This window comes from Streptomyces sp. NPDC057939, assembly GCF_042887545.1.
GTDB lineage: Bacteria > Actinomycetota > Actinomycetes > Streptomycetales > Streptomycetaceae > Streptomyces.
Map to the genome: position 1 here is coordinate 1 of NZ_JBHVPG010000043.1, position 22539 is coordinate 22539.

The 22539-nt window shown below is 71.6% G+C and carries 19 protein-coding genes and 2 riboswitches; of the genes, 9 read left to right on the top strand and 10 right to left on the bottom strand.

Annotated elements, in window-relative coordinates:
• Positions 1–26 precede the first annotated feature (26 nt).
• Complete coding sequence (locus ACFVS6_RS32725) at positions 27–506, bottom strand: peroxiredoxin (RefSeq protein ID WP_389709632.1); 480 nt, start codon at positions 504–506, stop codon at positions 27–29.
• A gap of 268 nt (positions 507–774) precedes the next feature.
• Between ACFVS6_RS32725 and ACFVS6_RS32730 the strand changes: the two genes are divergently transcribed.
• Positions 775–1245, top strand: coding sequence for a Dps family protein (locus ACFVS6_RS32730; RefSeq protein ID WP_389709634.1), 471 nt, complete (start codon positions 775–777; stop codon positions 1243–1245).
• 267 nt (positions 1246–1512) lie between these two features.
• On the opposite strand, the gene ACFVS6_RS32735 is transcribed toward ACFVS6_RS32730, so the two are convergent.
• Positions 1513–1644: a hypothetical protein gene (locus ACFVS6_RS32735; protein WP_389709636.1), complete on the bottom strand. Its 132-nt coding sequence runs from the start codon at positions 1642–1644 to the stop codon at positions 1513–1515.
• 27 nt (positions 1645–1671) lie between these two features.
• A complete protein-coding gene (locus ACFVS6_RS32740) occupies positions 1672–2019 on the bottom strand; it encodes a hypothetical protein (protein ID WP_389709638.1) in 348 nt (115 codons plus the stop codon).
• 56 nt (positions 2020–2075) lie between these two features.
• On the opposite strand from ACFVS6_RS32740, the gene ACFVS6_RS32745 reads away from it, so the two are divergent.
• Positions 2076–2747, top strand: coding sequence for a hypothetical protein (locus ACFVS6_RS32745; protein WP_389709640.1), 672 nt, complete (start codon positions 2076–2078; stop codon positions 2745–2747).
• Position 2748: 1 nt separating this feature from the next.
• Positions 2749–3063 (top strand): 4a-hydroxytetrahydrobiopterin dehydratase, encoded by a 315-nt coding sequence (locus ACFVS6_RS32750; protein WP_389709642.1) that lies wholly within the window; start codon positions 2749–2751, stop codon positions 3061–3063.
• Positions 3064–3147: 84 nt separating this feature from the next.
• On the opposite strand, the gene ACFVS6_RS32755 is transcribed toward ACFVS6_RS32750, so the two are convergent.
• The 3 genes from ACFVS6_RS32755 to ACFVS6_RS32765 all read right to left on the bottom strand — a co-directional run bounded on the left by ACFVS6_RS32755 (position 3148) and on the right by ACFVS6_RS32765 (position 6361).
• Complete coding sequence (locus ACFVS6_RS32755; RefSeq protein ID WP_389709716.1) at positions 3148–3972, bottom strand: carbohydrate ABC transporter permease; 825 nt, start codon at positions 3970–3972, stop codon at positions 3148–3150.
• Between the two features lie 89 nt (positions 3973–4061).
• On the bottom strand, positions 4062–5033 hold the full coding sequence (locus tag ACFVS6_RS32760; RefSeq protein WP_389709644.1) for a carbohydrate ABC transporter permease: 972 nt from the start codon (positions 5031–5033) through the stop codon (positions 4062–4064).
• 14 nt (positions 5034–5047) lie between these two features.
• Positions 5048–6361, bottom strand: coding sequence for an extracellular solute-binding protein (locus tag ACFVS6_RS32765; RefSeq protein WP_389709646.1), 1314 nt, complete (start codon positions 6359–6361; stop codon positions 5048–5050).
• A gap of 293 nt (positions 6362–6654) precedes the next feature.
• Here ACFVS6_RS32765 and ACFVS6_RS32770 point away from each other — a divergent pair, with 293 nt between their 5' ends.
• The 3 genes from ACFVS6_RS32770 to ACFVS6_RS32780 all read left to right on the top strand — a co-directional run bounded on the left by ACFVS6_RS32770 (position 6655) and on the right by ACFVS6_RS32780 (position 11393).
• Positions 6655–9954 (top strand): CHAT domain-containing protein, encoded by a 3300-nt coding sequence (locus ACFVS6_RS32770; RefSeq protein ID WP_389709648.1) that lies wholly within the window; start codon positions 6655–6657, stop codon positions 9952–9954.
• Positions 9951–10385: a hypothetical protein gene (locus ACFVS6_RS32775; protein WP_389709650.1), complete on the top strand. Its 435-nt coding sequence runs from the start codon at positions 9951–9953 to the stop codon at positions 10383–10385. The genes ACFVS6_RS32770 and ACFVS6_RS32775 overlap by 4 nt, the downstream gene beginning before the upstream one ends.
• A gap of 90 nt (positions 10386–10475) precedes the next feature.
• On the top strand, positions 10476–11393 hold the full coding sequence (locus ACFVS6_RS32780; RefSeq protein ID WP_389709652.1) for a hypothetical protein: 918 nt from the start codon (positions 10476–10478) through the stop codon (positions 11391–11393).
• A 79-nt stretch (positions 11394–11472) separates the two neighbouring features.
• Here the strand turns inward: ACFVS6_RS32780 and ACFVS6_RS32785 are convergent, their stop codons facing one another.
• Both ACFVS6_RS32785 and ACFVS6_RS32790 read right to left on the bottom strand, forming a co-directional pair.
• Complete coding sequence (locus ACFVS6_RS32785) at positions 11473–12951, bottom strand: MFS transporter (RefSeq protein WP_389709654.1); 1479 nt, start codon at positions 12949–12951, stop codon at positions 11473–11475.
• Positions 12952–13155: 204 nt separating this feature from the next.
• Complete coding sequence (locus tag ACFVS6_RS32790) at positions 13156–13566, bottom strand: Fur family transcriptional regulator (RefSeq protein WP_389709656.1); 411 nt, start codon at positions 13564–13566, stop codon at positions 13156–13158.
• A 264-nt stretch (positions 13567–13830) separates the two neighbouring features.
• Between ACFVS6_RS32790 and katG the strand changes: the two genes are divergently transcribed.
• Positions 13831–16062 carry a catalase/peroxidase HPI gene (gene katG, locus ACFVS6_RS32795; RefSeq protein ID WP_389709659.1) on the top strand — a complete coding sequence of 744 codons (2232 nt, stop codon included), beginning with the start codon at positions 13831–13833 and terminating at the stop codon, positions 16060–16062.
• A 63-nt stretch (positions 16063–16125) separates the two neighbouring features.
• On the opposite strand, the gene ACFVS6_RS32800 is transcribed toward katG, so the two are convergent.
• Both ACFVS6_RS32800 and metE read right to left on the bottom strand, forming a co-directional pair.
• Positions 16126–16827: a hypothetical protein gene (locus tag ACFVS6_RS32800; protein WP_389709661.1), complete on the bottom strand. Its 702-nt coding sequence runs from the start codon at positions 16825–16827 to the stop codon at positions 16126–16128.
• A 155-nt stretch (positions 16828–16982) separates the two neighbouring features.
• Positions 16983–19304 (bottom strand): 5-methyltetrahydropteroyltriglutamate--homocysteine S-methyltransferase, encoded by a 2322-nt coding sequence (metE, locus tag ACFVS6_RS32805; RefSeq protein WP_389709663.1) that lies wholly within the window; start codon positions 19302–19304, stop codon positions 16983–16985.
• Between the two features lie 172 nt (positions 19305–19476).
• Positions 19477–19697: riboswitch (cobalamin riboswitch) on the bottom strand.
• Positions 19698–19957: 260 nt separating this feature from the next.
• A riboswitch (cobalamin riboswitch) is annotated at positions 19958–20094 on the top strand.
• A 344-nt stretch (positions 20095–20438) separates the two neighbouring features.
• Here metE and ACFVS6_RS32810 point away from each other — a divergent pair.
• Together ACFVS6_RS32810 and ACFVS6_RS32815 are read left to right on the top strand one after the other, a co-directional pair.
• The gene (locus tag ACFVS6_RS32810) at positions 20439–21431 is read left to right on the top strand and encodes an ABC transporter substrate-binding protein (protein ID WP_389709665.1); all 993 of its coding nucleotides are present in this window, start codon (positions 20439–20441) and stop codon (positions 21429–21431) included.
• A gap of 89 nt (positions 21432–21520) precedes the next feature.
• Complete coding sequence (locus tag ACFVS6_RS32815) at positions 21521–22525, top strand: FecCD family ABC transporter permease (RefSeq protein ID WP_389709718.1); 1005 nt, start codon at positions 21521–21523, stop codon at positions 22523–22525.
• The last annotated feature ends 14 nt before the right edge of the window (positions 22526–22539 follow it).

The window sequence follows — 22539 nt, forward strand, 5'->3', positions numbered from 1 at the left end:
CCGCACACCTGTGCGCGCGTCGGGCGCTAGCCGATGGTGGCGAGCTGCCGGGCGAGGACGTCGGGAGCGGGGAACGTGGCACCCACCGCGCCGACGCGCTTCCAGTGGAGGCGGCCGTCGGGCCCCACGATGAACACGGAACGTCGCAGCCCGATCAGCGGGGCGTCGATGCCGAACGCCCGGGCGACGGTCCGCCCCTCGTCGGCGAGCAGCGGAATGCGCAGGTCGCGGTCGCGGGCGAAGCTTTCGTGGCTGTCGACGCCCTGGGGGCTGATGCCCCAGACCGTGGCTCCGGACGTCCGGAGCGCGTCGAGGCCGTCGGAGTAGGAGCACAGCTGTCTCGTGCAGACGGGGGTGTTGTCCCCCGGGTAGAAGGCCAGGACCACGGGCTTGCCGCGCTGGTCGGCCAGTGCGTAATCGGAGCGTTCGAACCGGTCCTGGAGCAGGACTCCTCCGGGCAGGGAGAAGTCGCCCACGATGTCCCCCACTGCGGGAGTACGGCCCATGGTGGTGGTTCCTTCCGTAGTCGGTGACGCCCCGCGTCGCGGCGCGTCGGCAGCCATTGTGCGCCCCGTGCCGACCGTTCGGTACGGGGCCCCTGGGTGCGGGGCGACGGGTGTGCGTCGGGGCGCGCGCCGACTGGCCGGTTCTTGACTGTTTCCTCCCGACTGGGGTGGGTAGGCGAGGTTTCGACCGAGACACCGTGTTCGTCGACTCCGCCGCTCCCATGGGGGCGGACGCGCCGTCGGCGACATCGCGAAGTGGAGATTCCCAGTGGCCATCGTGAAGAGCTCCCTCAAGGACGCCGACCTGAAGATCGTGGGCGACGCCCTGCAAGGCGCCCTGGTGGACCTCGTCGACCTCTCCCTCGTCGCCAAGCAGGTGCACTGGAACGTGGTCGGCCCGCGTTTCCGGTCGGTCCACCTCCAGCTGGACGAGGTGGTCACCTCGGCCCGCACCCACTCCGACGTGGTCGCCGAACGCGCCTCCGCCCTCGGGGTCTCCCCCGACGGCCGGGCGGCGACGGTGGCGTCGACGAGCGGGATCGCCGGGGTTAAGGAGGGCTGGGTGAAGGACGTGGACGCCGTACAGGTCCTCGTGGACGCCCTGGGCGCGGTGATCACCCGCATGCGCGAGCGCATCCAGGCGACGGGCGACGCCGACCCGGTCACCGAGGACATCCTGATCGGCCTGACGGGCGACCTCGAAAAGCACCACTGGATGTTCCAGGCCGAGAGCGCCTGAGCAGGTCAGAGGTCTTCTACAGCGTTGACCTGCAACGGAACCTATTTCATGGCGCTCCAAGATGTTTCCTAAGGCTTCGTGAACGTACGGAATTTCGCCGGAATCCAGGGCCCGACCGGAACGATTCCGGAACGTCGCACCCGCCTGGAACAACAGCTCACGAGGCCTCAGGGAGCAGTGTTGCCCCGACCGTCTGTGGACGGTCGGGGCAACGACATGTCAGATGAGACCCCGGCCGGTGGCAGCCGGCCGGGGCTGGTCTCGTACCTAGCCCTCGGAGTGCGGAACGAGGAACCCCCGCACCGGGCGAGGCTCGTCCGGGTCACGCGAGTCCGGCCTCTGCGCCGCTTCCCACTCGGCCACCAGCTCCGCGTACCGCGGGTCGATCCATTCGGTCATCCGAACCTCCCTGTCAAAGGCGCCGGACTACGGCTGCGCCGGCCACTCCGGCTTCGGCATCGGCATCGGCATCGGCATCGGCATCGGCATCGGCCGGATCGTGCAGCTCGGCGCGTGCTGGCACTTCGCCGCCACGGACACCAGCTCGTCTTCCGGTCCCGCCCATAGCCGGAGGTCCGGCTCGTACCCGGCAGCCCGGATCGCGACCAAGGTCCGGTCGTGGATCTCCTGGTCGTAGCGGCCGGTGTCCGGGCGCTCCGGATAGTGATGGACGAAGGCACCGCCGAGCCGCCCACACAGGTCCTGGTACAGGGCCGTGTGCAGAATGAGCGCATGCCGGCCCTCGTCGACGACCCGGGACGGGGCGATGCCCACCGGTGTCCGGGCCCCGGCGGCCACGAACTTCAAGGCCTCGACGACGATGCGACCCCATGCTGATGTCCATGTCGGGGTTGTTGTCGAGCACCGTGGCGAGGACGCCGCTGAACTGGGCGTCGTTCAGCAGCGCGCGGGCGTTCAGCACGACAGGCGGCGGGACCGGGTTGCCGGGGCGGGTGGAGCAGGGCGGTACGGGCGGGGTGGACATGCTTCTCCTCGGTCGTGTGCAGGAACGTGTGCGCATCATGGCGATGCAGCAGCAGGCTCACGGCGCCGGGCTCATCGGCGACCGCACCGCCGTCGACCGGCTCATCGACACCGCGAGCGGCCTGCTCTCCCGGGTTGACGATGACCTGCCCTGGGGTAACGCCTGCCGCCGCACGCCGGGCTACTTGGAGGTGCAGCGAGCCACTTGCTACGGACGCCTCCGTCTCGGCCGCGAAGCCGCATCCTTGTGGTCGCAAGTCCTGGCCGAAGTCCCGGCGTCCGCCCGCCGGGACCGCGGGGTCTACCTGGCCCGGCACGCCATCGCAGCGGCCGGTGCCCGGGAACCGGAGCAGGCACTGGAGATCGCGGGGGAAGCGGCGGAGATCGCAGCCGCGACCCGCTCCGCCCGAATGGTCCGGGAACTGGCCACCCTGGAGCGGGTCATGCGCCCGTGGCAGGATGCGCCCGTGGGCCGGGACCTTGCCGAGCTCCTGGCGCCCGTGACCGAGGGGGTATGACATGGGTGAGTCGACGCCGATGACACACGAGGAGATCGCCGAGCATTTGGCCGGCCTGCCTGGTTGGGTACAGGAAGGCGACGCGATCACCCGAACGTACGCGATCCGCTACCACGCCGCGGTGGCTGCGATCGTGACGATCGCCGACCGGTCCCGGAGGATTCAGCATCACGCCGATCTCGACCTCCGTATCGATCACCTGCGTGCCTCGATCACCACGCACGACGCGGGGAACCGGCTGACGCGCGCGGACTTCGACTTGGCGCACCGGATCGACGCCATCGTGGCCGCGCACCAGGAACTCCCCCTGGACTGATCCCGCACGCACGAGAGCGCCCCCGCCCGCCGGGGAGGCGGGAGGGGGCTTGGGGTGGGGTCGGGTGAGTTGGTGGGGCGGGGGTCAGTCCTTCACCGCGCCGCCGAGGCCCGAGACCAGGCGGCGTTGGACGAGGACGAAGAAGACGAGGACCGGCAGGGTCATCACCGTGGAGGCGGCCATGATGCCGCCCCAGTCGTTCTCGTCCGGCTTGAAGAACACCAGCAGGGCCATGGGGAGGGTCGACTGGGAGGTGTCGCTGATGATGAACGACTTCGCGAAGAGGAAGTCGTTCCAGGTGGAGATGAAGGAGAAGACGCTCGTCGCCACGAGCCCCGGGAAGACCAGCGGGAAGAGGATCTGCCACAGGAAGCGGGTGCGGCTCGCGCCGTCGATGTACGCCGCCTCCTCCAGCGCCTCGGGGACCGCCTTCACGAAGCCGCGCAGCATCCAGATCGCGAACGGCAGGGAGAAGGCGATGTGGGGCAGGACCAGCGACCAGAGGGTGTTGAGCTGTCCCGTGTCCCGCATCAGGAAGAAGAGCGGGATCGTCAGGGCTTCGATCGGCACCATCTGCGCGACCAGGAACATGATGAGCAGCGTCGTGCGGAAGCGGAACCGGAATCGGGAGACGGCGGTCGCCGCGAGGAAGGCGATCAGCGCGGAGGCGAGGACCACCGAGCCCGCGACGAGGAGGCTGTTGAGGAAGTAGCGTCCGAATTCCTGCTGTTCGAAGACCCGGCGGAACGAGTCGAGGGACGGCGCGAGGGTCCACGGGCGGGCCTCGATCGACTGGATCTCCCCCGCCGGCTTGAGGGCGGAGAGCACCATCCAGTACAGGGGAAACGCGACGACCAGGGCTACGGCCAGCGCGGACGCCTCGGCCGCGAGCCGCCAGGGGCGACGGATCCCGAACCGGGCCCTCCCGGCGGTGCGGGGGGTCCGGGGAGTCCGGACCGTCCGGGTGGCTGGGAGCGTGGGGTGCGTGCCGGTGGGGCTCACAGTTCTTCTCCCTGCCGTCGCATGAGGCGTAGGTAGACGAGGGTGACGGCCAGCAGGATCAGCAGCATGACGACGCCGATCGCCGAGCCCAGGCTGTACTGGGAGGACGCGAAGGCCTTCTGGTAGGCGTAGACGTTGAGGACGAGGTTCTGGCCCGCGATGCCGCCGCCCGCCGTCATCACGTAGATCTGGGTGAAGACCTTGAAGTCCCAGATGATCGACTGGATGGTGACGACGATCAGGATGGGGCGCAGCATCGGCGCGATGACGGAGCGCCAGATCCGCCACTGGGAGGCGCCGTCCAGCGAGGCCGCCTCCAGCACCTCGGTGGGGATCGCCCTGATGCCCGCGTACACGGTGACCATGACGAACGGGAACGAGCACCAGACGACCTCGAAGAGGACGAGGGCGAAGGCGCTGAAGCGTCCGTACGTCCAGGAGAAGTCCCCGAGGCCGAGCAGCCGGTTGACCGGGCCGTAGTCCGGGTCGAAGAGGAAGACCCAGACGGTGGACCCGGTGACGGCCGGGGTGGCCCACGCACCGAGCGCGGCCAGCATCAGGGCGAGCCTGGGGAGCGCCCGGATCCGGGTCAGCAGGACGGCGAGCGCGCAGCCGACGGCGAGGGTGGTGACCACGCAGGCGGCGGCGAAGACGACGGTCGCGAGCAGGACCTGTCGGAACTGGGCGTCGGCGAAGAGCGTCCGGTAGTTGTCGAGGCCCTTGAACGTGGTGGGTTCACCGCCGCTGACCTGGGCCTGGGTGTATTCGAGGAAGGAGATCAGGCCGAGCTGGTAGATCGGGTAGACCAGCAGGGCGGCGAGGACGAGCAGGGCCGGGGCGAGGTACAGCCAGGGGGTCCAGCGGCTGCCGTGGCGCCCGCCGCGGGTGCGCGGCGGTCGGGGTGCCGGAGCCGGGGCGGTCTTGGGGGATGTGGTCGGCGGCGCGAGGGCCGGGGCTTCGTGCGTCATGTCCGCGGGGCCGGTCAGCCGGCGCTGGAGAAGGCCGCGTCCATCTTCTTCGCCGCGTCCCCGGCGGCGGCGGGTACGTCCTTCTTGCCGCTGACGATCTCCTGGAACATCGTCGGCAGGACGGTCGAGGCGTCGATCTGTCCCCAGCCCGGGGAGGCCGGTACGAACCTGGTGCCCGCCGCGAGGGTCCGCACGAACGGTTCCACGAACGGGTCCTTCTTCGCCACCTCGGCGCGGACGTCGGTGTAGGTGGGCAGGAAGCCCATGGCGTCGAAGAGCTGCCGTTGGGTGTCCTTGCCGGCGAACCGCTTCATCAGGTCGACGGCGAGCGTGCGGTGGGAACTGCTCTTGAGGACGCCGATGTTGTTGCCGCCTGCGAAGGCCGGGGCGATCTCGCCCTCCTTGACCCCGGGCAGCGGGACGACGGCGTACTTGCCCTTCACCGTGCCCGCCTCGACGGCCTGGTGGCTGAAGTCGCCGCCGATGGCCATGGCCGCGTTGCCGGAGGCGAAGGCGGTGACGGTGGCGTTGCCGCCCATGGCGGCGCACTTGGCGGCAGGACAGTTGTCGTCGCCGAAGAGGGAGGTGTACGTCTCGATGCCCTTGCGGGCGGCGTCGCTGTTGATCGTCGACCTGAACGTGCCGGCGCCCTCCTCGGCGAGTTCGCCGCCGTTGGCCCAGATGAAGGGCATCGCGCCGTAGGTGTAGGCGCCGCCGACGGCCAGGCCGTACAGCTCGGGCCGGGCCTTGCGGATCTGCTTGGCCGTGGCGACCAGTTCGTCCTGGGTCCGCGGCGGCGCCAGTCCCAGTTCCGTGAAGACGTCGGTGCGGTAGTACAGGGCCCGCACGCCGACGAAGAGCGGTGCGCCGTACACCTTGCCGCCGACGGTGACCGACCGGGCGGCCGTGCCATCGGTGTCCTTGGCCTCCGCCCAGGCGGCGAACTCCGCGCTGATGTCGGCGAGTCCGCCGTCCTTGACGTAGCCGGCGGTGTCGGTGTTGCCGTACTCGATCAGGTCGGGGGCGCTCTTGGGGTCGTTGAAGGCGGCCTTGATGCGCTGGGCCCGGGTCTCGACCGGGATGTACTCGACCTCGACCTTCACTCCGGCGTGCTGCCCGGTGAAGGCGGCGACGGCTCCGTCGACGACCTTCTTCTTGGGGTCGTTGTTGACCTCCTGGAAGAGCCAGACGCGCAGGGTCCCCGCCTTCTCGTCCTTCGACGAGGTGGCGCCGGAGGTCTGGGGCGCGCAGGCGGTGGACGTCAGGGCGGTCAGGCCGGTCAGGACGAGCGCGGCGAGGGGTACGGCTATGCGGGAGCGGAGCTTCATGGGCGGTTCCCCGGGAGAGAGTGCGAACGCGTTGCACAGGGTGCAACGCCTGTTTCGTATTGCACAACTTGGAGGAGGCTAGAACGACTCAAACGCCGGGGACAAGTGGTCTCCACCACTCTGTGACCGGACGAAGCACCCCGCGCAACGCGGAGGGCGCCGATGACACCTCCTCACCCACCCCCGGAGAACGCCCGGTTCGGGCGACGGATCAGGTGCGGCGGGCGGGGTTGTCGCGCGTGGGGGGTGGGGTAGGGAACCGTCGGGGAGTCGGCATTCGGACAGGACGGACTGTGGGGGGCAACATGGTGATGGCGGCGGATGCGCACGGCGCCGTGCGGTTCTTACGCGAGCGGGCCAACGCGTACGTGAGGAAGCCGGGCTCCGTGCGGCGGCTCGCGTTCGGTCGGGACGTGGACGCGGCGCTGGCGACGGTCGACGCCTCGGTGCCCGACCCGTTCGGGGATCTCAGTGCCTCGCAGGCCGTGGGTACGATGCACTGGATCCGGTACCACGCCCTGCCGCCGGGCGCCGACCAGGCGGAACGCGATCTGATGGCCTTCTGGGTCGGGGCGGTCGAGCTGTCGGAACCGGGGCGCGTCGGAACGGGCCCCACCAAGTACTTCTCGCGGTATTCGGCGGCGTGTGCCGTCGCCGAGGTCGCCGCCGTCCGGGTGCGTGACGGGCATGCCGGGGCCGCCGCCGACACATTCCTGGACACCGTGGTGGGGCACCTGTCGGCGATCCGCGAGGACACCCATTGGGAGTGCCACAGCAGGGCCGTCCACCTCGCGTACCTCGCTCAACTGCACGTTCTGCGCGTCGAACGGGGGGACGCGACCTCTGCGGCGAAGGCGGTGGAGGCCGCCCGCACGGCCACCCAGGTGCTGGCCGCGGACGATACGGGCCTGCACATGGTGCGCATCGCGCACGCCTCCGCCCTCATGATGGGCCTGCGCGTCGGCGGAACCCGGGCGGACCTGGACGAGGCGATCGAGTCGTGGGGCGAGCTGATCGACACCTGGCCCCGGGCTTCCGCGGGCGAACTGCCGGGAGCGTTCAACAACCTGGCCATCGCCCGCCGGATCCGGGCCGAACTCACGGGGTCCCGGAGCGATCTGGATGAGGCCATTCGAGTCCACCGGCGCTGTCTCGGACTCCTAAGCAAGACACACCCGCTCCGCCCGTACACCTTGGCGCTGCTGGCCAACGCCTTGCGCCTGCGGTACGAGAACCTCGGGCACCGGGAGGACCTGGACGAGCTCCTGGCCTTCTCCCAGGAGGCCGTGAGTCTCCCGGTGACCAGTCGGGAGATGGCCGGACTGACCCTGTCCCACCTGTCCATGGCCCATCACACCCGGTACGGGCGAACGGCCGATCCGGCGGACCTCGACGCGGCGGTGAACGCCTCCCGGACGGCAACCGAGGTCTTCGGCCGGGGCAGTGCCGACCGGGCCGTCACCCTCGCCAACCACAGCCGACTGCTTCAACTCCGGGCGCAGGCCTCCGGCACCACCGAGGACATCGAGGCGGCCTTGACCGCGGCAGACACGGCGCTCGCCGAGCTGCGGGCCGCCGCAATCGGTGACATCCTCTCCCAGCCCGTGGCCGGCACCTTCCTGAACCGGTGCAACGCACTGCTGACCCGGGCCGAATCCACGGGGAGCACGGCTGACGCGACGGCGGCGCTGGAGGCCGCCGAACAGGTCCTCAGCCACTGCCCGTCCGGTTCCTGGCTGTACGCGGCCGGGCTTCACGCGGTGGGGAACGCGCACCGACTCACGGCCGAGTCCCTCGCCGCCACCGGCGCCCGCGAGGCCGACCGTGCGGCCGCCCACGCCCGCGCCGACCACGCCTACCGGTTGGCCGCCGCCCACCCGTCGGCCGATTCCGTCGGCGCCGCTCTGGCGACAGCGGCCCTCGGTTCCAACGCGGCCCGCGCCGGGAACCCATCGGCGGCGGCCGACGCCTACGCGGAGGCGGTGGCACGTCTGAAGACCGTGGCTCCCTCGGCGCTGCGGCGCGCCGATCAGGAAGCACGACTCACGGCCCTGCGCGGCCTCGCGTCCGATGCACTGGCCTGTTGTCTCGACGCCGGCCGGACCTCCGAGGGAGTGCTCCTCTTCGAACAGGGGCGGGGCGTGATCCTGCGGCAGGCCCTCGCCGCCCGCACCGATCTGACGGAACTCTCCGAACTGGCGCCCGAGCTCGCCGAGCGCCTCCACGTCCTCCAGTCCGCGTTGTCCGCCCCGGAGGAGGCTCGCCCTGCGCCGGGGAACGACATCGGGGCACGCATCGATCCCCTCTCGGGACTACTCGCCGGCGTCGCCGACCCGGTGGAGCGGCGGCGGCTGATCTCGGCCGAGATCGACGTGGTCGTCGGCCGGATCCGTGCCGAGGCGGCCCTGCCGGACTTTCGGGTCCCACCGGACCTGGCCCGACTGAGCGGGGCGGCCGGCGAGAACGGCGCGATCGTCGTCGTCAACGTCTCCCGCCTGCGCTCCGACGCGGTACTCCTGCGGGCGGGACGCGACCCCGAGGTGGTCCGACTGCCCAGGCTCACACCCGCGTTCGCCGCCGACCGAACCCAGCGGCTGGGCCGGGCGCTTGAGACCGCTCTGGCCCCGGACACCTTCGAAGAGGCCGCCGCCGAGGCCGCCGAGGAAGAGATCGACGAGATCCTCGGCGATCTCTGGGATGCCGTGACCGGCCCCGTCCTCGACGCACTCGGGCACCGCGCCCGCGCCAGTGGCCCGCTGTCGGAGCGGCCGCGGGTGTGGTGGTGCCCGGCGGGGGCCCTCAGCGCCCTGCCCCTGCACGCCGCAGGCCGGACCGACACACTCTTCGACGACGACCCGTTCACCGTCCCCGACCGGGTCGTCTCCTCATACACCCCCACCCTCGACTCCCTGTTGCCTGTCGGCTCTCCCACTCGGGAGGCCCGTCGGACCGACGAACCGGTCCGCACCCTGGTCGTTGCCACCGCAACCGCTCCCGGGGTGTCCGCCGACGCGGAAAGGCCGGACACCCTCGTCGAGGCGGACACGGTCACCCGACTCGCAGCCGGGCCCGTGGAGCGCCTCATCGGACCGAACGCCACCCGGGAGAACGTCGAGACCGCCCTGAAGGCCGCGCACCGCGTCCACTTCGCCTGTCACGCCGACACCGACCCGAACGATCCGGCAGCCGGGCAACTACGGCTCGCCGACCACGCGACGCGACCCTTCGACGTCACGGCGATCTCCGCGCTCCGACTCACCGACGCCGAATTCGCCTTCCTCGCGGCCTGCTCCACCGCCGCTCCGGGCCTGCGCAATCCGGACGAGGCCGTGCATCTGGTCTCCGGGTTCCGGCTCGCCGGTTTCCAGCAGGTCATCGGCACGCTGTGGCCCCTGCTCGGCGAGCCCGCGCTGTCCGTGGTGCGGGACGTCCACAAAGCCGTCGCGGCGGACGGCCCGACCGTCGCGGCGGACGCCCTGCACGAGGCAGTCCTGGGTCTGAGGTCGGGGTGGAGCGACCGTCCGTCGGTCTGGGCCTGCCTCCTGCACGTCGGCGGCCTCGAACCGGCAGCCTCTCGAAAGGACTCGATGTGAGCAGCTCGGACGGAATCGACGTGACCGGCGTGTACGCCGCCGCCCACAACGTACAGCCCTACCTGAAAAGGCTGTTGGGCCCCAAGGCCGAAGCCTTCAGGACGGAACTCGACACAGTCCTCGCAGAGACCGACCCGCCGGACGAGGCCGGCGCCGCACGGCTCACGGAACTGTTGGGACGCCACCGCGCCACCCGCACACACCTGGAGGACGTGCTGTCCGACCGGCCGCTGTACCGCCCGGCGAGGAAACGGGGCAGGGACACCTTGCGCGGCGGTCCGGTGGGCCTTCCCGGGCCTGTCCCACCCGTCTCCATCTGGAAATGCGGCGCCTGCGGGCACACCTGGCCCCGGGCCGACGCAGCCGACCCCGTTCCCGAGAAGTGCGAGCACTGCCGCACCCCCGGTGTCGTCCGCATGCCCTCCATCTGATCCGTATCCGTCGTCCACAGCTGTACGCCGGCGCACGCCCACGACGCGGCCCCGGTCCGTCCGACGTGCCGAAGAGCGGAGAATGCCGTGTTGGAACAGGTTCTGAGCGCTCTGGGCCCCCGCGCCCTGGAGCGGTGGCTCTCGCTCGCCCTCCAGCCGATGATGTTCCTGTTGTGCTGCGCCGGTATCGTCCTGTGGTCCGACGGCGATATCGACAGGGTCCGGGCCGTCGGCGGATGGATGCAGAAGGCCGGTACGCCAGTGACGGTGGTCCTCGTACTCGCGGGGGTACTCGCCCTCGCCGCCGCGGGCCTCATCGCACGAGCTCTCGCGGCACCGCTGCTGAGGTTCCTGCATGGGCTCGGACCGGTGTGGCGATGGTGCGCGATGCCGTTCCTTTGGGCGGCCGGGAAACGGGCGACTCGAACGCGCGACCGATGGCGCCTGGCCCTCACCCTGCAGCAGGCCGCCGGCTCCGGACCGCGCGAGCTGGCCGCCTACCAGCGGTGGGAGCGGGCCCGGCGGCGCTACCCGGCCGACCCGGCGTACCTGCTGCCGACCCGGCTGGGCAATCTCGTTCGCGCCTCGGAACGACGGATCGAGGGCCGGTACGGGCTGGACCCTGCCGTGGCCTGGCCCGCGTTGTCACGGGTGCTCCCGGAACCGGCGCTGCTCACCGTCGAACAGGCCCGCGCCGGGCTGGACCGGGCAACGGCGTCCGTTCTGTGGGGCCTGGCGTTCGCGGCCTCGATGTGGCCGTTCTCCTACTGGGCAGTGCCGGTCGGACTGCTCGTCGTGCCGGTGGTGGTGTACGGGGTGCTGCCGAGGCGGGCGGAGCGCTTCGCGTCGGAGATGGAGTCGGCGTTCGCGGTGTACCGCGGCGAGCTCTACCGGTCCCTGCGGTTTTCGCTGCCCACCTCCCCCGCAGGAGAACCGGCCGACGGACGTGCCGTCACACTCCACCTCGCCCGCGGCTCGGACGACCCGGCGATGAGGTTCACCCCCTGACCCGGTGGGTCGGTCGGGGCAGGCTTCCCGGGCCGACGCTCCCTCCCTCCTGACCGAGCGTCACTCCGATCACGAATGGCTACTCGTCACCTCGGCGCGGCTCCGGGACGACACGTGTGGCGCGGCGGTGGGTGAGGGTGGTGGTCGTGGCCACGGTCAGGGCCAGGAGGGTCAGGGCCGTCGCCACCGCGTACGTGATCCGCGTGCCGGTGGCGACGGACGCGGGTGCCGCCGTCGTGATGTCGGCCGTCGCCGAGGCGAGGGCGAACACGGCGCCCATGACGGCCGCGCCGGTGATGAGACCGAGGTTGCGGGACAGGTTGAGCACTCCGGACACCACTCCCCTGCGGTCCGCGGGGACCCCGGCCATGACGGCGGTGTTGTTGGCCGTCTGGAAGACCGCGTAGCCGGCCGTGACCACCACGAGGGGGACCGCGTACCCGAACGGCCCGGCACCTGACGCCGGTACGGTCAGGGCGGTGGTTCCGACCGCCATCGTCGTAAGGCCGGCGGCGGTCGTGCGGTGCGCGCCGAACCGGTCCGCGAGGCGGCCGGCGGGCACGCCGGTCAGCGCGGCGACGACCGGCCCGCAGGCCATGACGAGTCCGGCGAGGGCTCCGGGGAGCCCGAGGCCGCGCGTGAGGTGGAAGGGCCCGACGACGAGGGTCGTCATCATCACCGTCGAGACGAGGGCGCTCGTGACGATGCCCGCGCCGAGCACCGGATCGCGGAACGCGGACGGTGGGATGAGCGGGGACGCGGCCCGGGCCTCGACGCGTACGAACAGGGCCGCGCCGCAGGCGGCGGCCACCAGCAGGGCCGTGTTCACCGCGCCGAAGCCGCCGCCGAGCGTCACGGCGAGGGCGTACGCCCCGAGCGTCAGGGCCAGCAGCAGGGTGCCGGGGTGGTCGAAGGCAACCGGGGCGGCGGACCGGGGCGGGTCGCAGGGGAGGTGACGGCGCACCAGGTACAGGGCCACCAGGCCGGGCGGCACCCCGACGAGGAAGAGGGCCTGCCAGCCGACTCCGGAGATCAGGAGTCCGCCCAGGGAGGGGCCGAGGGCGGTGCCGATCGCGGACGTGGTCCCGAGGAGGCCCATGGCGCGGCCGACCCGTTCCTTCGGCACCGACCCGGTGACGAGGGCCATGGCGAGGGCCGTCATGACGGCGGCTCCGAGGCCCTGCGCCGCGCGGGCGGCGATCAGCAGCCCCAGGGTGGGCGCGGCGGCGCACAGCAGCGAGGCGGCCGTGAAGAGGAGGATCCCGCCGAGCAGCAGGCGTCGGCGGCCCACGAGGTCGCCCAGCCGACCGGCGCCGACGATGAGGGTGGTGAGGGCGAGGAGGTAGGCCAGGACGATCCACTGGACCGCTCGGAACGAGGCGTCGAAGGCCTCCGCCATGGCCGGGAGGCCCACGTGGGCGATGCTGGTGCCGAGGGAGGCCGGCAGGACGGAGAGGGACAGGCCGGCCAGGATCCACCGGGTCGAGGGCGTGAGCGGCCTCGGGTTCCGGGGGGCGGCGTGGACCGGGTCCGGTGCGGAACGGCTGTGCGGGTTCATGCGCGGAGCGTGCGCGCGGGGCGTCCGTCCGGCAAACCTTGTTGCCGGTTCCGGGACGGACAGATCCGGAACAGATGATTCCGGGGCGGGCGGATGCGGACCCCGGCCGACGCGGGCGCGGTGTCCACGGTGGGGCCGGGCGGTTCCGGGACGGCGGAACCGCCCCGGGCGGCTCCGGGGAGGACGGCGTCGGGCGCGTGGGGCTCAGGCGCAGGCCGGGCAGAGTCCCCGGTAGGTGACCTCGACTCCGGCGACGGTGAAGCCGAAGCGTTCCCCGTCCGGGAGGCCGGCGAGGGGATCACCGGCCGGGTGGACGTCGCGGATCAGGCCGCAGCCGGTACAGACCAGGTGCTGGTGCGGGTGGTGCGCGTTCGGGTCATAGCGCTTCGCGCGGCCGTCGGTGGAGACCTCCGCGACCTCGCCGAGGGAGACCAGCTCCCCGAGGGCGTTGTAGACCGTCGCCCGGGAGATCTCCGGCAGCTTCCGCACAGCTCGGGCGTGCACCTCGTCGGCCGTGAGGTGCACGTGATCGCCGTCGAGGACTTCCGCGACCACGCGCCGTTGGGCGGTCATCCTCCATCCACGCCCTCGCAGTCGCTCCAGCAGGTCACTCATGGCATCACCCTGTTCGGTCGGGCGGAGGGTTCCCCGGGACCACCGGCGGAGGACGGGAACCCGTGGCACGGAGCTTGGTGTTCTTCTTGACTTGGATTGCGTCCATCGTAGGATCGGATTTATTGACAGCCAAGGGGCAGGACGACTCCAGCGCGGCAGGAGAGGCCACACCCGAGGGCCCGACCGGGGCCCCGCGCCCTGCGCCCCGACTGTTCCACACGCATGCAGTTCCTGAGCACCGTGATCCGGTCCGGAAGGATTCCCATGTCTGAGAACCATGACGCAATCGTCGTAGACGCGAAGGACGGGGGCGGTGGAGGCTGTCCGGTCGCGCACGAGCGCGCCGCGCACCCGACGCAGGGCGGCGGAAACCGCCAATGGTGGCCCGAACGCCTGAACCTGAAGATCCTCGCCAAGAACCCCGCCGTGGCCAACCCGCTCGGCGAGGAGTTCGACTACGCCGAGGCGTTCAAGACCCTCGACCTGCCGGCCGTCAAGCGGGACATCGCCGAGGTACTGACGACCTCGCAGGATTGGTGGCCCGCCGACTTCGGCCACTACGGCCCCTTCATGATCCGAATGGCCTGGCACAGCGCGGGCACCTACCGGATCAGCGACGGGCGCGGCGGCGCCGGCGCCGGTCAGCAGCGCTTCGCACCGCTGAACAGCTGGCCGGACAACGGGAACCTGGACAAGGCCCGCCGCCTGCTGTGGCCCGTCAAGAAGAAGTACGGCCAGAACCTCTCCTGGGCCGACCTCATCATCCTCACCGGCAACGTCGCGCTGGAGCAGATGGGCTTCGAGACCTTCGGCTTCGGCGGCGGTCGGGCCGACGTCTGGGAGCCCGACGAGGACGTCTACTGGGGTCCCGAGACCACCTGGCTCGACGACGAGCGCTACACCGGCGACCGGGAGCTGGAGAACCCGCTCGGCGCGGTCCAGATGGGCCTCATCTACGTCAACCCGGAGGGCCCGAACGGCACCCCCGACCCGATCGCCGCGGCCCGCGACATCCGTGAGACGTTCCGCCGGATGGCGATGAACGACGAGGAGACGGTCGCCCTGGTCGCGGGTGGCCACACCTTCGGCAAGACCCACGGCGCGGGCCCCGCGGAGAGCGTCGGCGACGACCCCGAGGCCGCGCCGATCGAGCAGCAGGGCTTCGGCTGGAAGAGCACCCACGGCACCGGCAAGGGTGCCGACGCGATCACCAGTGGTCTTGAGGGCATCTGGACGGACACCCCGACCGCCTGGGACAACAGCTTCTTCGACATCCTCTTCGGCTACGAGTGGGAGCTGTTCAAGAGCCCGGCCGGCGCGCACCAGTGGCGTCCGAAGGACGGCGCCGGGGCGGGCACCGTGCCCGACGCCCACGACGCGTCGAAGACCCACGCGCCGACGATGCTCACCACCGACCTCTCGCTGCGGTTCGACCCGGCCTACGAGCGGATCTCCCGGCGCTTCCACGAGAACCCGGCGGAGTTCGCGGACGCCTTCGCCCGCGCCTGGTACAAGCTGACCCACCGCGACATGGGCCCGGTCGTGCGCTACCTCGGCCCGGAGGTCCCGACCGAGACGCTGCTGTGGCAGGACCCGCTGCCGCCGGTGACGCACGCGCCCGTCGGCGCCGACGACGTCGCCGACCTCAAGGCGCGGGTACTCGGCTCGGACCTGTCGGTTTCCCAGCTGGTCTCCGCCGCGTGGGCCTCGGCCGCTTCGTTCCGCGGCAGTGACAAGCGCGGCGGCGCCAACGGCGGGCGCGTCCGGCTCCAGCCGCAGAGCGGGTGGGAGGCCAACGACCCGGACCAGTTGGCGACGGTGCTGCGCACCCTGACGTCGATCCAGGAGGAGTTCCACTCCGCCGGGTCCGGGGACAAGCGGATCTCGCTCGCCGACCTGATCGTCCTCGCGGGCGGCGCCGCCGTGGAGCAGGCCGCGAAGGACGCCGGCTTCGACGTCGAGGTCCCGTTCACCCCGGGCCGGGTGGACGCCTCGCAGGAGCAGACCGACGTCGAATCGTTCGCGGCGCTGGAACCGGCCGCCGACGGCTTCCGCAACTACCTCGGCAAGGGCAACCGGCTGCCGGCCGAGTACCTGCTGATCGACCGGGCCAACCTGCTGAACCTGAGCGCCCCCGAGATGACGGTGCTCGTGGGTGGCCTGCGCGTCCTCGGCGCGAACCACCAGCAGTCGCGGCACGGGGTCCTCACCACGACGCCCGGGACCCTGACGAACGACTTCTTCGTCAACCTGCTCGACCTGGGTACGACGTGGACCGCCACGGCCGGGGACGGCAACTCCTTCGAGGGCCGTGACGCGGCCACGGGCGAGGTCCGGTGGACCGGCACTCGCGCCGACCTCGTGTTCGGCTCGAACTCCGAGCTGCGCGCGCTCGCGGAGGTCTACGCGAGCGATGACGCGAAGGCGAAGTTCGTGAAGGACTTCGTGGCGGCCTGGGACAAGGTCATGAACCTCGACCGGTTCGACCTCGGCTGACGGTGACGCCCGGGCCGGCCGGTCTTCCCGGCCGGCCCGGACCGCCCCCTGCCCGCACCTCGGTCAGAACTTGACCTTGGTGGTCGAGAACGTGACGGGCTGCGCCGGGTCGGCGTAGCACTGGAAGGGGTCCCACTCGTTGGTGTCGGGCTGCAGCCGGTCCCAGCCGAACGCGGTGTTCGTGAAGCTGGAGCCGCCGGCGCCCGTGGTCAGGGTGCCGCTGCCCGGGGCGCGCAGGGTGACTTCGAGGTTCGGGAAGTCGAACTCGACGCCGCCGACCCACTCGCCGTCCGACTTCACGCGCAGCTCGTTCCCGTTGCGCTCGACCCACTGGTTGGCGGTGCCCAGGTTGCTGCCGCCGGTCAGCTTGTAGCTGACGACGGTCGCGTTGGCGGGAACCTTGTAGTTGAACGAGATGGTGTTCAGGAGCTTGTTGTAGGCGGCGACGGCCTTGATCGGCGCCGAGTCGAAAGTGACCTTGAACGTGTGGAACGGCGCGACCTTGGCCGGGGCCGTGGTGGTGAAGTTACGGCTGTACTCGACCGGTATCCACTCACCGGAGAGCCGGGTCTGGCAGACGTACGGAAGGGTGCTGGTCGTCGTGACCGCGGGCGCCCCGGTCGCGGCGGCGGTACCGGGCGGACGAGGTGCAGCGGATGCCGTCCGCGGCCGAGGTGGTCCGGGAGCTGGAGCGTTCGGTGCACGTCCACCGGGCCGCCGCGGCCGGATCGGCCTGACGTCGCACGGCTCGGTCCGACGTCGCACGGCTCGGTCCGACGTCGCACAGCTCGGTCCGACGTCGCACGGCTCGGTCCGACGTCGCACGGCCGGCGCCGCGGCGGGGGACCCGCCGTGGCGCCGGGAGAGGTGCGCGGGCCCGAGCGGGCCGGAACGTCGCGACGTCCCGGCCCTCCGGCGCGTCAGGCGGCGCCGCCCACCTCCGCCCGGACTTCGCGGGCCGCCGCCACCAGGTGTTCCAGGGAGGCGCGGGTCTCGGTCCAACCGCGGGTCTTCAGACCGCAGTCGGGGTTGACCCAGAGCCGCTCGGCGGGGATGGCCTCAAGGCCCTTGCGCAGCAGTGCGGCGGCCTCGGCGGCCGACGGGACGCGCGGCGAGTGGATGTCCCACACGCCGGGTCCGGCCTCCCGCGGGTAGCCGTGCTCGGAGAGCTCGGTCGCGACCTGCATGTGGGAGCGGGCGGCCTCCAGGCTGATGACGTCGGCGTCGAGGTCGTCGATGGCCTGGACGATGTCACCGAACTCCGCGTAGCACATGTGGGTGTGGATCTGGGTCTCCGGCCGCACGCCCGAGGTCGTGAGGCGGAACGACTCGGTGGCCCACGCCAGGTAGTCCGCGTGCCCGTCGGCACGCAGCGGGAGGGTTTCGCGCAGAGCGGGCTCGTCGACCTGGATGACGGAAGTCCCGGCGGCTTCGAGGTCGTTGACCTCGTCGCGCAGGGCGAGTCCGACCTGGCGGGCGGTCTCCCCGAGCGGCTGGTCGTCGCGGACGAAGGACCAGGCGAGCATGGTGACGGGCCCGGTGAGCATGCCCTTGACCGGCTTGGTGGTCTGCTCCTGGGCGTACGCCGTCCAGCGGACGGTCATCGGTTCGGGGCGGGAGATGTCCCCGGCGAGGACCGGCGGTCGGACGTAGCGGGTGCCGTACGACTGGACCCAGCCGTGCTGGGTGGCGAGGTAGCCCGTCAGCTGCTCGGCGAAGTACTGGACCATGTCGTTGCGTTCGGGCTCGCCGTGCACCAGGACGTCGATGCCCGTCTTCTCCTGGAAGGAGAGGACCTCGCGGATCTCGCCCTTGATGCGCTCCTCGTACCCGGCGGTGTCGATCCGGCCCGCCCTCAGGTCGGCGCGGGCCACCCGCAGCTCGTCCGTCTGCGGGAAGGAACCGATGGTCGTCGTCGGCAGGAGAGGCAGTCCCAGGTGGGCCCGCTGGGCCGCGGCCCGGTCGGCGTACGGCTGCGCGCGGCGGCCGTCCGCGGCGGTGATCGCCCCGGTGCGTGCCCGGACCGCGGGGTCGCGGGTGATGGGGGACGCGGCCCGGGAGGCCAGATCGGCGCGGTTCGCGGCGAGTTCGGCGGTGATCGCTCCGGCGCCCTGCGCGAGGCCGCGGGCGAGCGTGGCGATCTCGACGGTCTTCTGCCGGGCGAAGGCCAGCCAGCGTCGGACCTGCGGGTCGATGTCCCGCTCGACGCCCGAGTCCAGCGGAACGTGCAGCAGCGAGCAGGAGGCGGCGACGTCGACCCGGTCGGCCAGGCCGAGGAGGGTTCCGAGGGTGGCCAGCGACTGCTGGAGGTCGTTGATCCAGATGTTGCGGCCGTTGACCACGCCGGCGACCAGCCGCTTGCCGGGCAGGCCTCCGACCGCGGCCAGGTCGGCGAGGTTGGCGGCGGCGCGGTCGGTGAAGTCGAGGGCGAGACCCTCCACGGGCGCCTTCGCCAGGACGGGCAGGGCCTCGCCGAGGCGGTCGAAGTACGAGGCGACCAGCAGCTTGGGGCGCTCGGTCAGTGCGCCGAGCTCCCGGTAGGTGCGGGCGGCCACGTTGAGTTCGGCCGGGGTCCGGTCCTGGACCAGGGCCGGTTCGTCGAGCTGCACCCACTCGGCGCCGGCCGCCTTGAGGTCGGCGAGGACCCGGGCGTACACGGGGAGCAGCCGGTCCAGGAGGGTGAGGGGCTCGAAGTCGTCGGCGACGCCGGGGGCGGGCTTGGCGAGGAGCAGGTAGGTGACCGGGCCGACGAGGACCGGGCGGGCGGTGTGGCCGAGGGCGCGGGCCTCGCCGAACTCGGTTACCTGCTTGGTGGAGTCGGCCGTGAAGACGGTGTCCGGGCCCAATTCGGGTACCAGGTAGTGGTAGTTGGTGTCGAACCACTTGGTCATTTCGAGCGGCGCCACGTCCTGGGTGCCGCGCGCCATGGCGAAGTATCCGTCGAGCGGGTCCGCCGTGACGGCGGACCGGTGGCGGGCGGGGACCGCGCCGACCATGACGCTGGTGTCGAGGACGTGGTCGTAGTACGAGAAGTCGCCGGTCGGGACCTCGTTGACGCCGTCGGCGGTCAGTTGCCGCCAGGCGTCCGCGCGCAGGGCGCGGGCGGTGTCGCGGAGGGCGTCGGCGGTGACGCGGCCCTTCCAGTAGCCCTCGACGGCCTTCTTCAGTTCGCGGTTCTGGCCCTGGCGGGGGTAGCCGTACACGGTGGCGCGCACTGCTGCGGCTGCGGACTCGGTGGTCACGGAACTCTCCTTCGCGAGTGTGTCTCCATGGCCCGGTGGCGGGACGAGGACGCGAAGGGTGCCGGAACGGGCGGTTCGTCGGGAACGCGTACGACCGGTACGCGAACGGGAACGATCCGTCCGTGGTGCACGCCGACCCGCCCACGAGGTCACCGGGAAGCCGTGCGCGGTCGATCGCGCACGGGCAACGGGCAGGTCTTCGGACTCGCGGGCGCGCCGGCCACTCGGGCCGGCTCCTACTGGCCGTCGCTTCCCAGACCCTGACGGGTCCAGTGCGTATGACGGCGGTCGTTCCCACTCACCGCTGCGGGGCAGTCCCGGATTCCCACCGGGTTCCCTCTTACGACGCATCCCGCCTGGCGGACGGGGCGAACCAGCTGCGGGAGCCACCCTAGGCCGACTCGCTGGAGGAACGGTCCAAAAGTCCGCATGCTGGACGGGTTCGTGAGATGTGGGGCGGGAGCGCCGGCAGTGGCGGCGGGCATCGGCATCGCCGTCGACGGTGCGCCGGAGCCGACGTCGGGCTTCGGGTCCGCACCCCGTTCCCCCAGGTGAAAGCCCCTGACGGTACCCGAGTGATCAAGGAGTCGCCAGTCGGGAGGATGGCCGGTCGGGCCGTGGGGCGCGTTGCGACGTACGCCACCTTGACGCCCCGGGCCGGCTCGTGTTGCACTCCGGCTGAAAGCACGCAGCACCAGGGGAAGCCGGTCGAAATCCGGCACTGACCCGCAACCGTGGGCCCGGCACCGCCGGGCGAGTCGGAACACCTGGCGCGCAGTCATGTACACGAGAACGCCGTCGCGGACTACGGCGTGGCCGTCAGCACTTCCCCCACGGCTCGGCCGTGCACGGGGGTGCCCCGCCACGCGACCGGCCGCCCGGCAGGGACGAGAGGCCGGCGGTGGCGACCGAACAGCTGGAGAAGCGGCACCCGCACACCGGGCGCCCGTCGCGTCCGGCCACCTCCGCGCTCCGGCCCCCGGGCCCGCGAGTGGCCTTCCTCACGCCCCCGATTCCGCGTCCGCCGACCCCGTCGACCCCGTCGGGCGTTGCGCGGCCGTCGACCGATTGACCGGGCTACGGCCGACGTAGCACGAAGAACACCCGTTCCATCCGCGGCGAGAGGACACACCCATGCCCCGCAACCACCCGAAGATCCTGCTCTCCACGCTCGTCGTGGCCCTGCTCGCATCCGGCTGCGGGGGCGGCGCCAAGCCCTCCGCGGGCCCGTCGTCGTCGGCCGGGACCGTGGCGGGTTTTCCGGTCACGGTGGACAACTGCGGGGTCAGGACCACCTACCAGCGTCCGCCGCAGCGGGCCGTCTCGCTGAACCAGCACGCGACGGAGGTCATGCTGGCGCTCGGCCTGGAGAAGTCGATGGTGGGCACGGGTTACCTCGACGACCGCATCCTCCCCGAGTACCAGGGCGCCTACGACAGCGTGAAGGTCCTGTCGAAGGAGTACCCGTCGTTCGAGGTCCTGTTGCAGGCCGAACCGGACCTCGTGTACGGAGGGTGGTCCTCGACCTTCGACGAGAAGGAGGGCCGCGGCCGCGCCGCCTTCACGAAGGCCGGCATCAACACGCACCTCAACAGCGAGGAGTGCCCCACCGGTCCCGTCGACGCGGCCGCGATGGACGCGGAGATCCGCACCGTCGCGAAGATCTTCGGTGTGCCCGAGCGGGCCGAGCAGCAGGTGACGAAGCTGCACGGCGTCCTCGACCGCGTCGAGTCGCAGCTGGCGGGCGTCCCCGCGGTCAAGCTCTTCGTGTACGACAGCGGTGACAAGACGGCGTTCACCGCGGGCGGCAAGGGCATCGGCAACGAGATGATGCGGCGGGCCGGCGGGGTCAACCTCTTCGCCGACCTGGACAAGGCCTTCGGGGACGTGTCGTTCGAGCAGGTGGCGCAGCGTGCGCCCGAGGCCATCGTCATCTACGACTACGGTGACCAGTCGGTCGAGGACAAGAAGAAGTTCCTGCTCGCCCATCCGGCGCTGAAGGACGTGCCCGCGATCAGGAACCAGCGGTTCGCGGTGTTGCCGCTGTCGTCCACCGTGCTCGGTGTGCGGATGCCGGCGGCCGTGGAGTCGCTGGCGCGTCAGCTCCACCCGAGTCAGGTCAAGTGACCGGGGTGAAGGCCGCACCGGCCGGGGAGGCCGGCGTCCGTCCGGCGTCCCCGGCCGGTCCCGGGCGGCGGCCCGGGCTGCCCTATCCGATGGTGCTGACGCTCCTGGGCGTCCTGGTGGCGGGGGCCGCGACGGCCGGGATCGCGGCCGGCTCGATCAGCGTCCCCGCCGACCAGGTGTGGAGCATCCTCCTGCACCGCCTGCACCCGGCCCTGGCCGAGCCGACCTGGACGCCGGTGCGGGAGACCATCGTCATCGACGTCCGACTGCCCAGGGTGTTGCTGGCCGGTGCGGTGGGCGCGGGCCTGTCGGTGGCCGGGATGGCGCTTCAGGCGCTGGTCCGCAACCCGCTGGCCGACCCGATGCTGTTGGGGGTGTCCTCGGGGGCGTCGGTCGGCGCGGTGCTCGTACTCGTCCTGAACCTCGGCCTGTTCGGACTGTTCACCCTGCCGATCGCGGCGTTCTGCGGTGCGCTGGCGGCGCTCGTCGCCGTGTACTTCCTGGCCCGCTCGGGCGGCAGGATGACGACGGTACGACTGGTCCTGGCGGGCGTGGCCATGGCCGAGGTGCTGTCGGCCGCGGCGAGCTTCCTGATCGTCACCTCGAACGATCCGCACAAGACGCAGTCCGCGCTGCGCTGGATGCTCGGCGGGTTGGCCGGCACCACCTGGACGACGGTGTGGATCCCGGTCGGTGCGGTGCTGGTCGGCACGGCCGTCCTCCTCGGCGTCTGCCGTCCCCTCAACCTCCTGCTGGCCGGGGAGGAGGCGGCCGCCGCCCTCGGGTTGGACGTCCACCGCTTCCGCGGCGCCCTGTTCATCCTGGTGGCCCTGATGATCGGCACGATCGTCGCGGTCAGCGGACAGATCGGCTTCGTCGGGCTGATCATGCCGCACGTGGTGCGGCTGCTCGTGGGAGCCGATCACCGTCGGGCACTGCCCGCCGCCGCGCTCCTGGGGGCGGCGTTCCTGATCGCCGCGGACCTGGCCGCCCGGACGCTCATGAGCCCGGAGGAGATCCCCGTCGGCATCCTCACCGCCCTGGTCGGCGGTCCCTTCTTCCTCTGGTTGATGCGACGGAAGGCCGCCCGATGACGGATCCGCTGAAC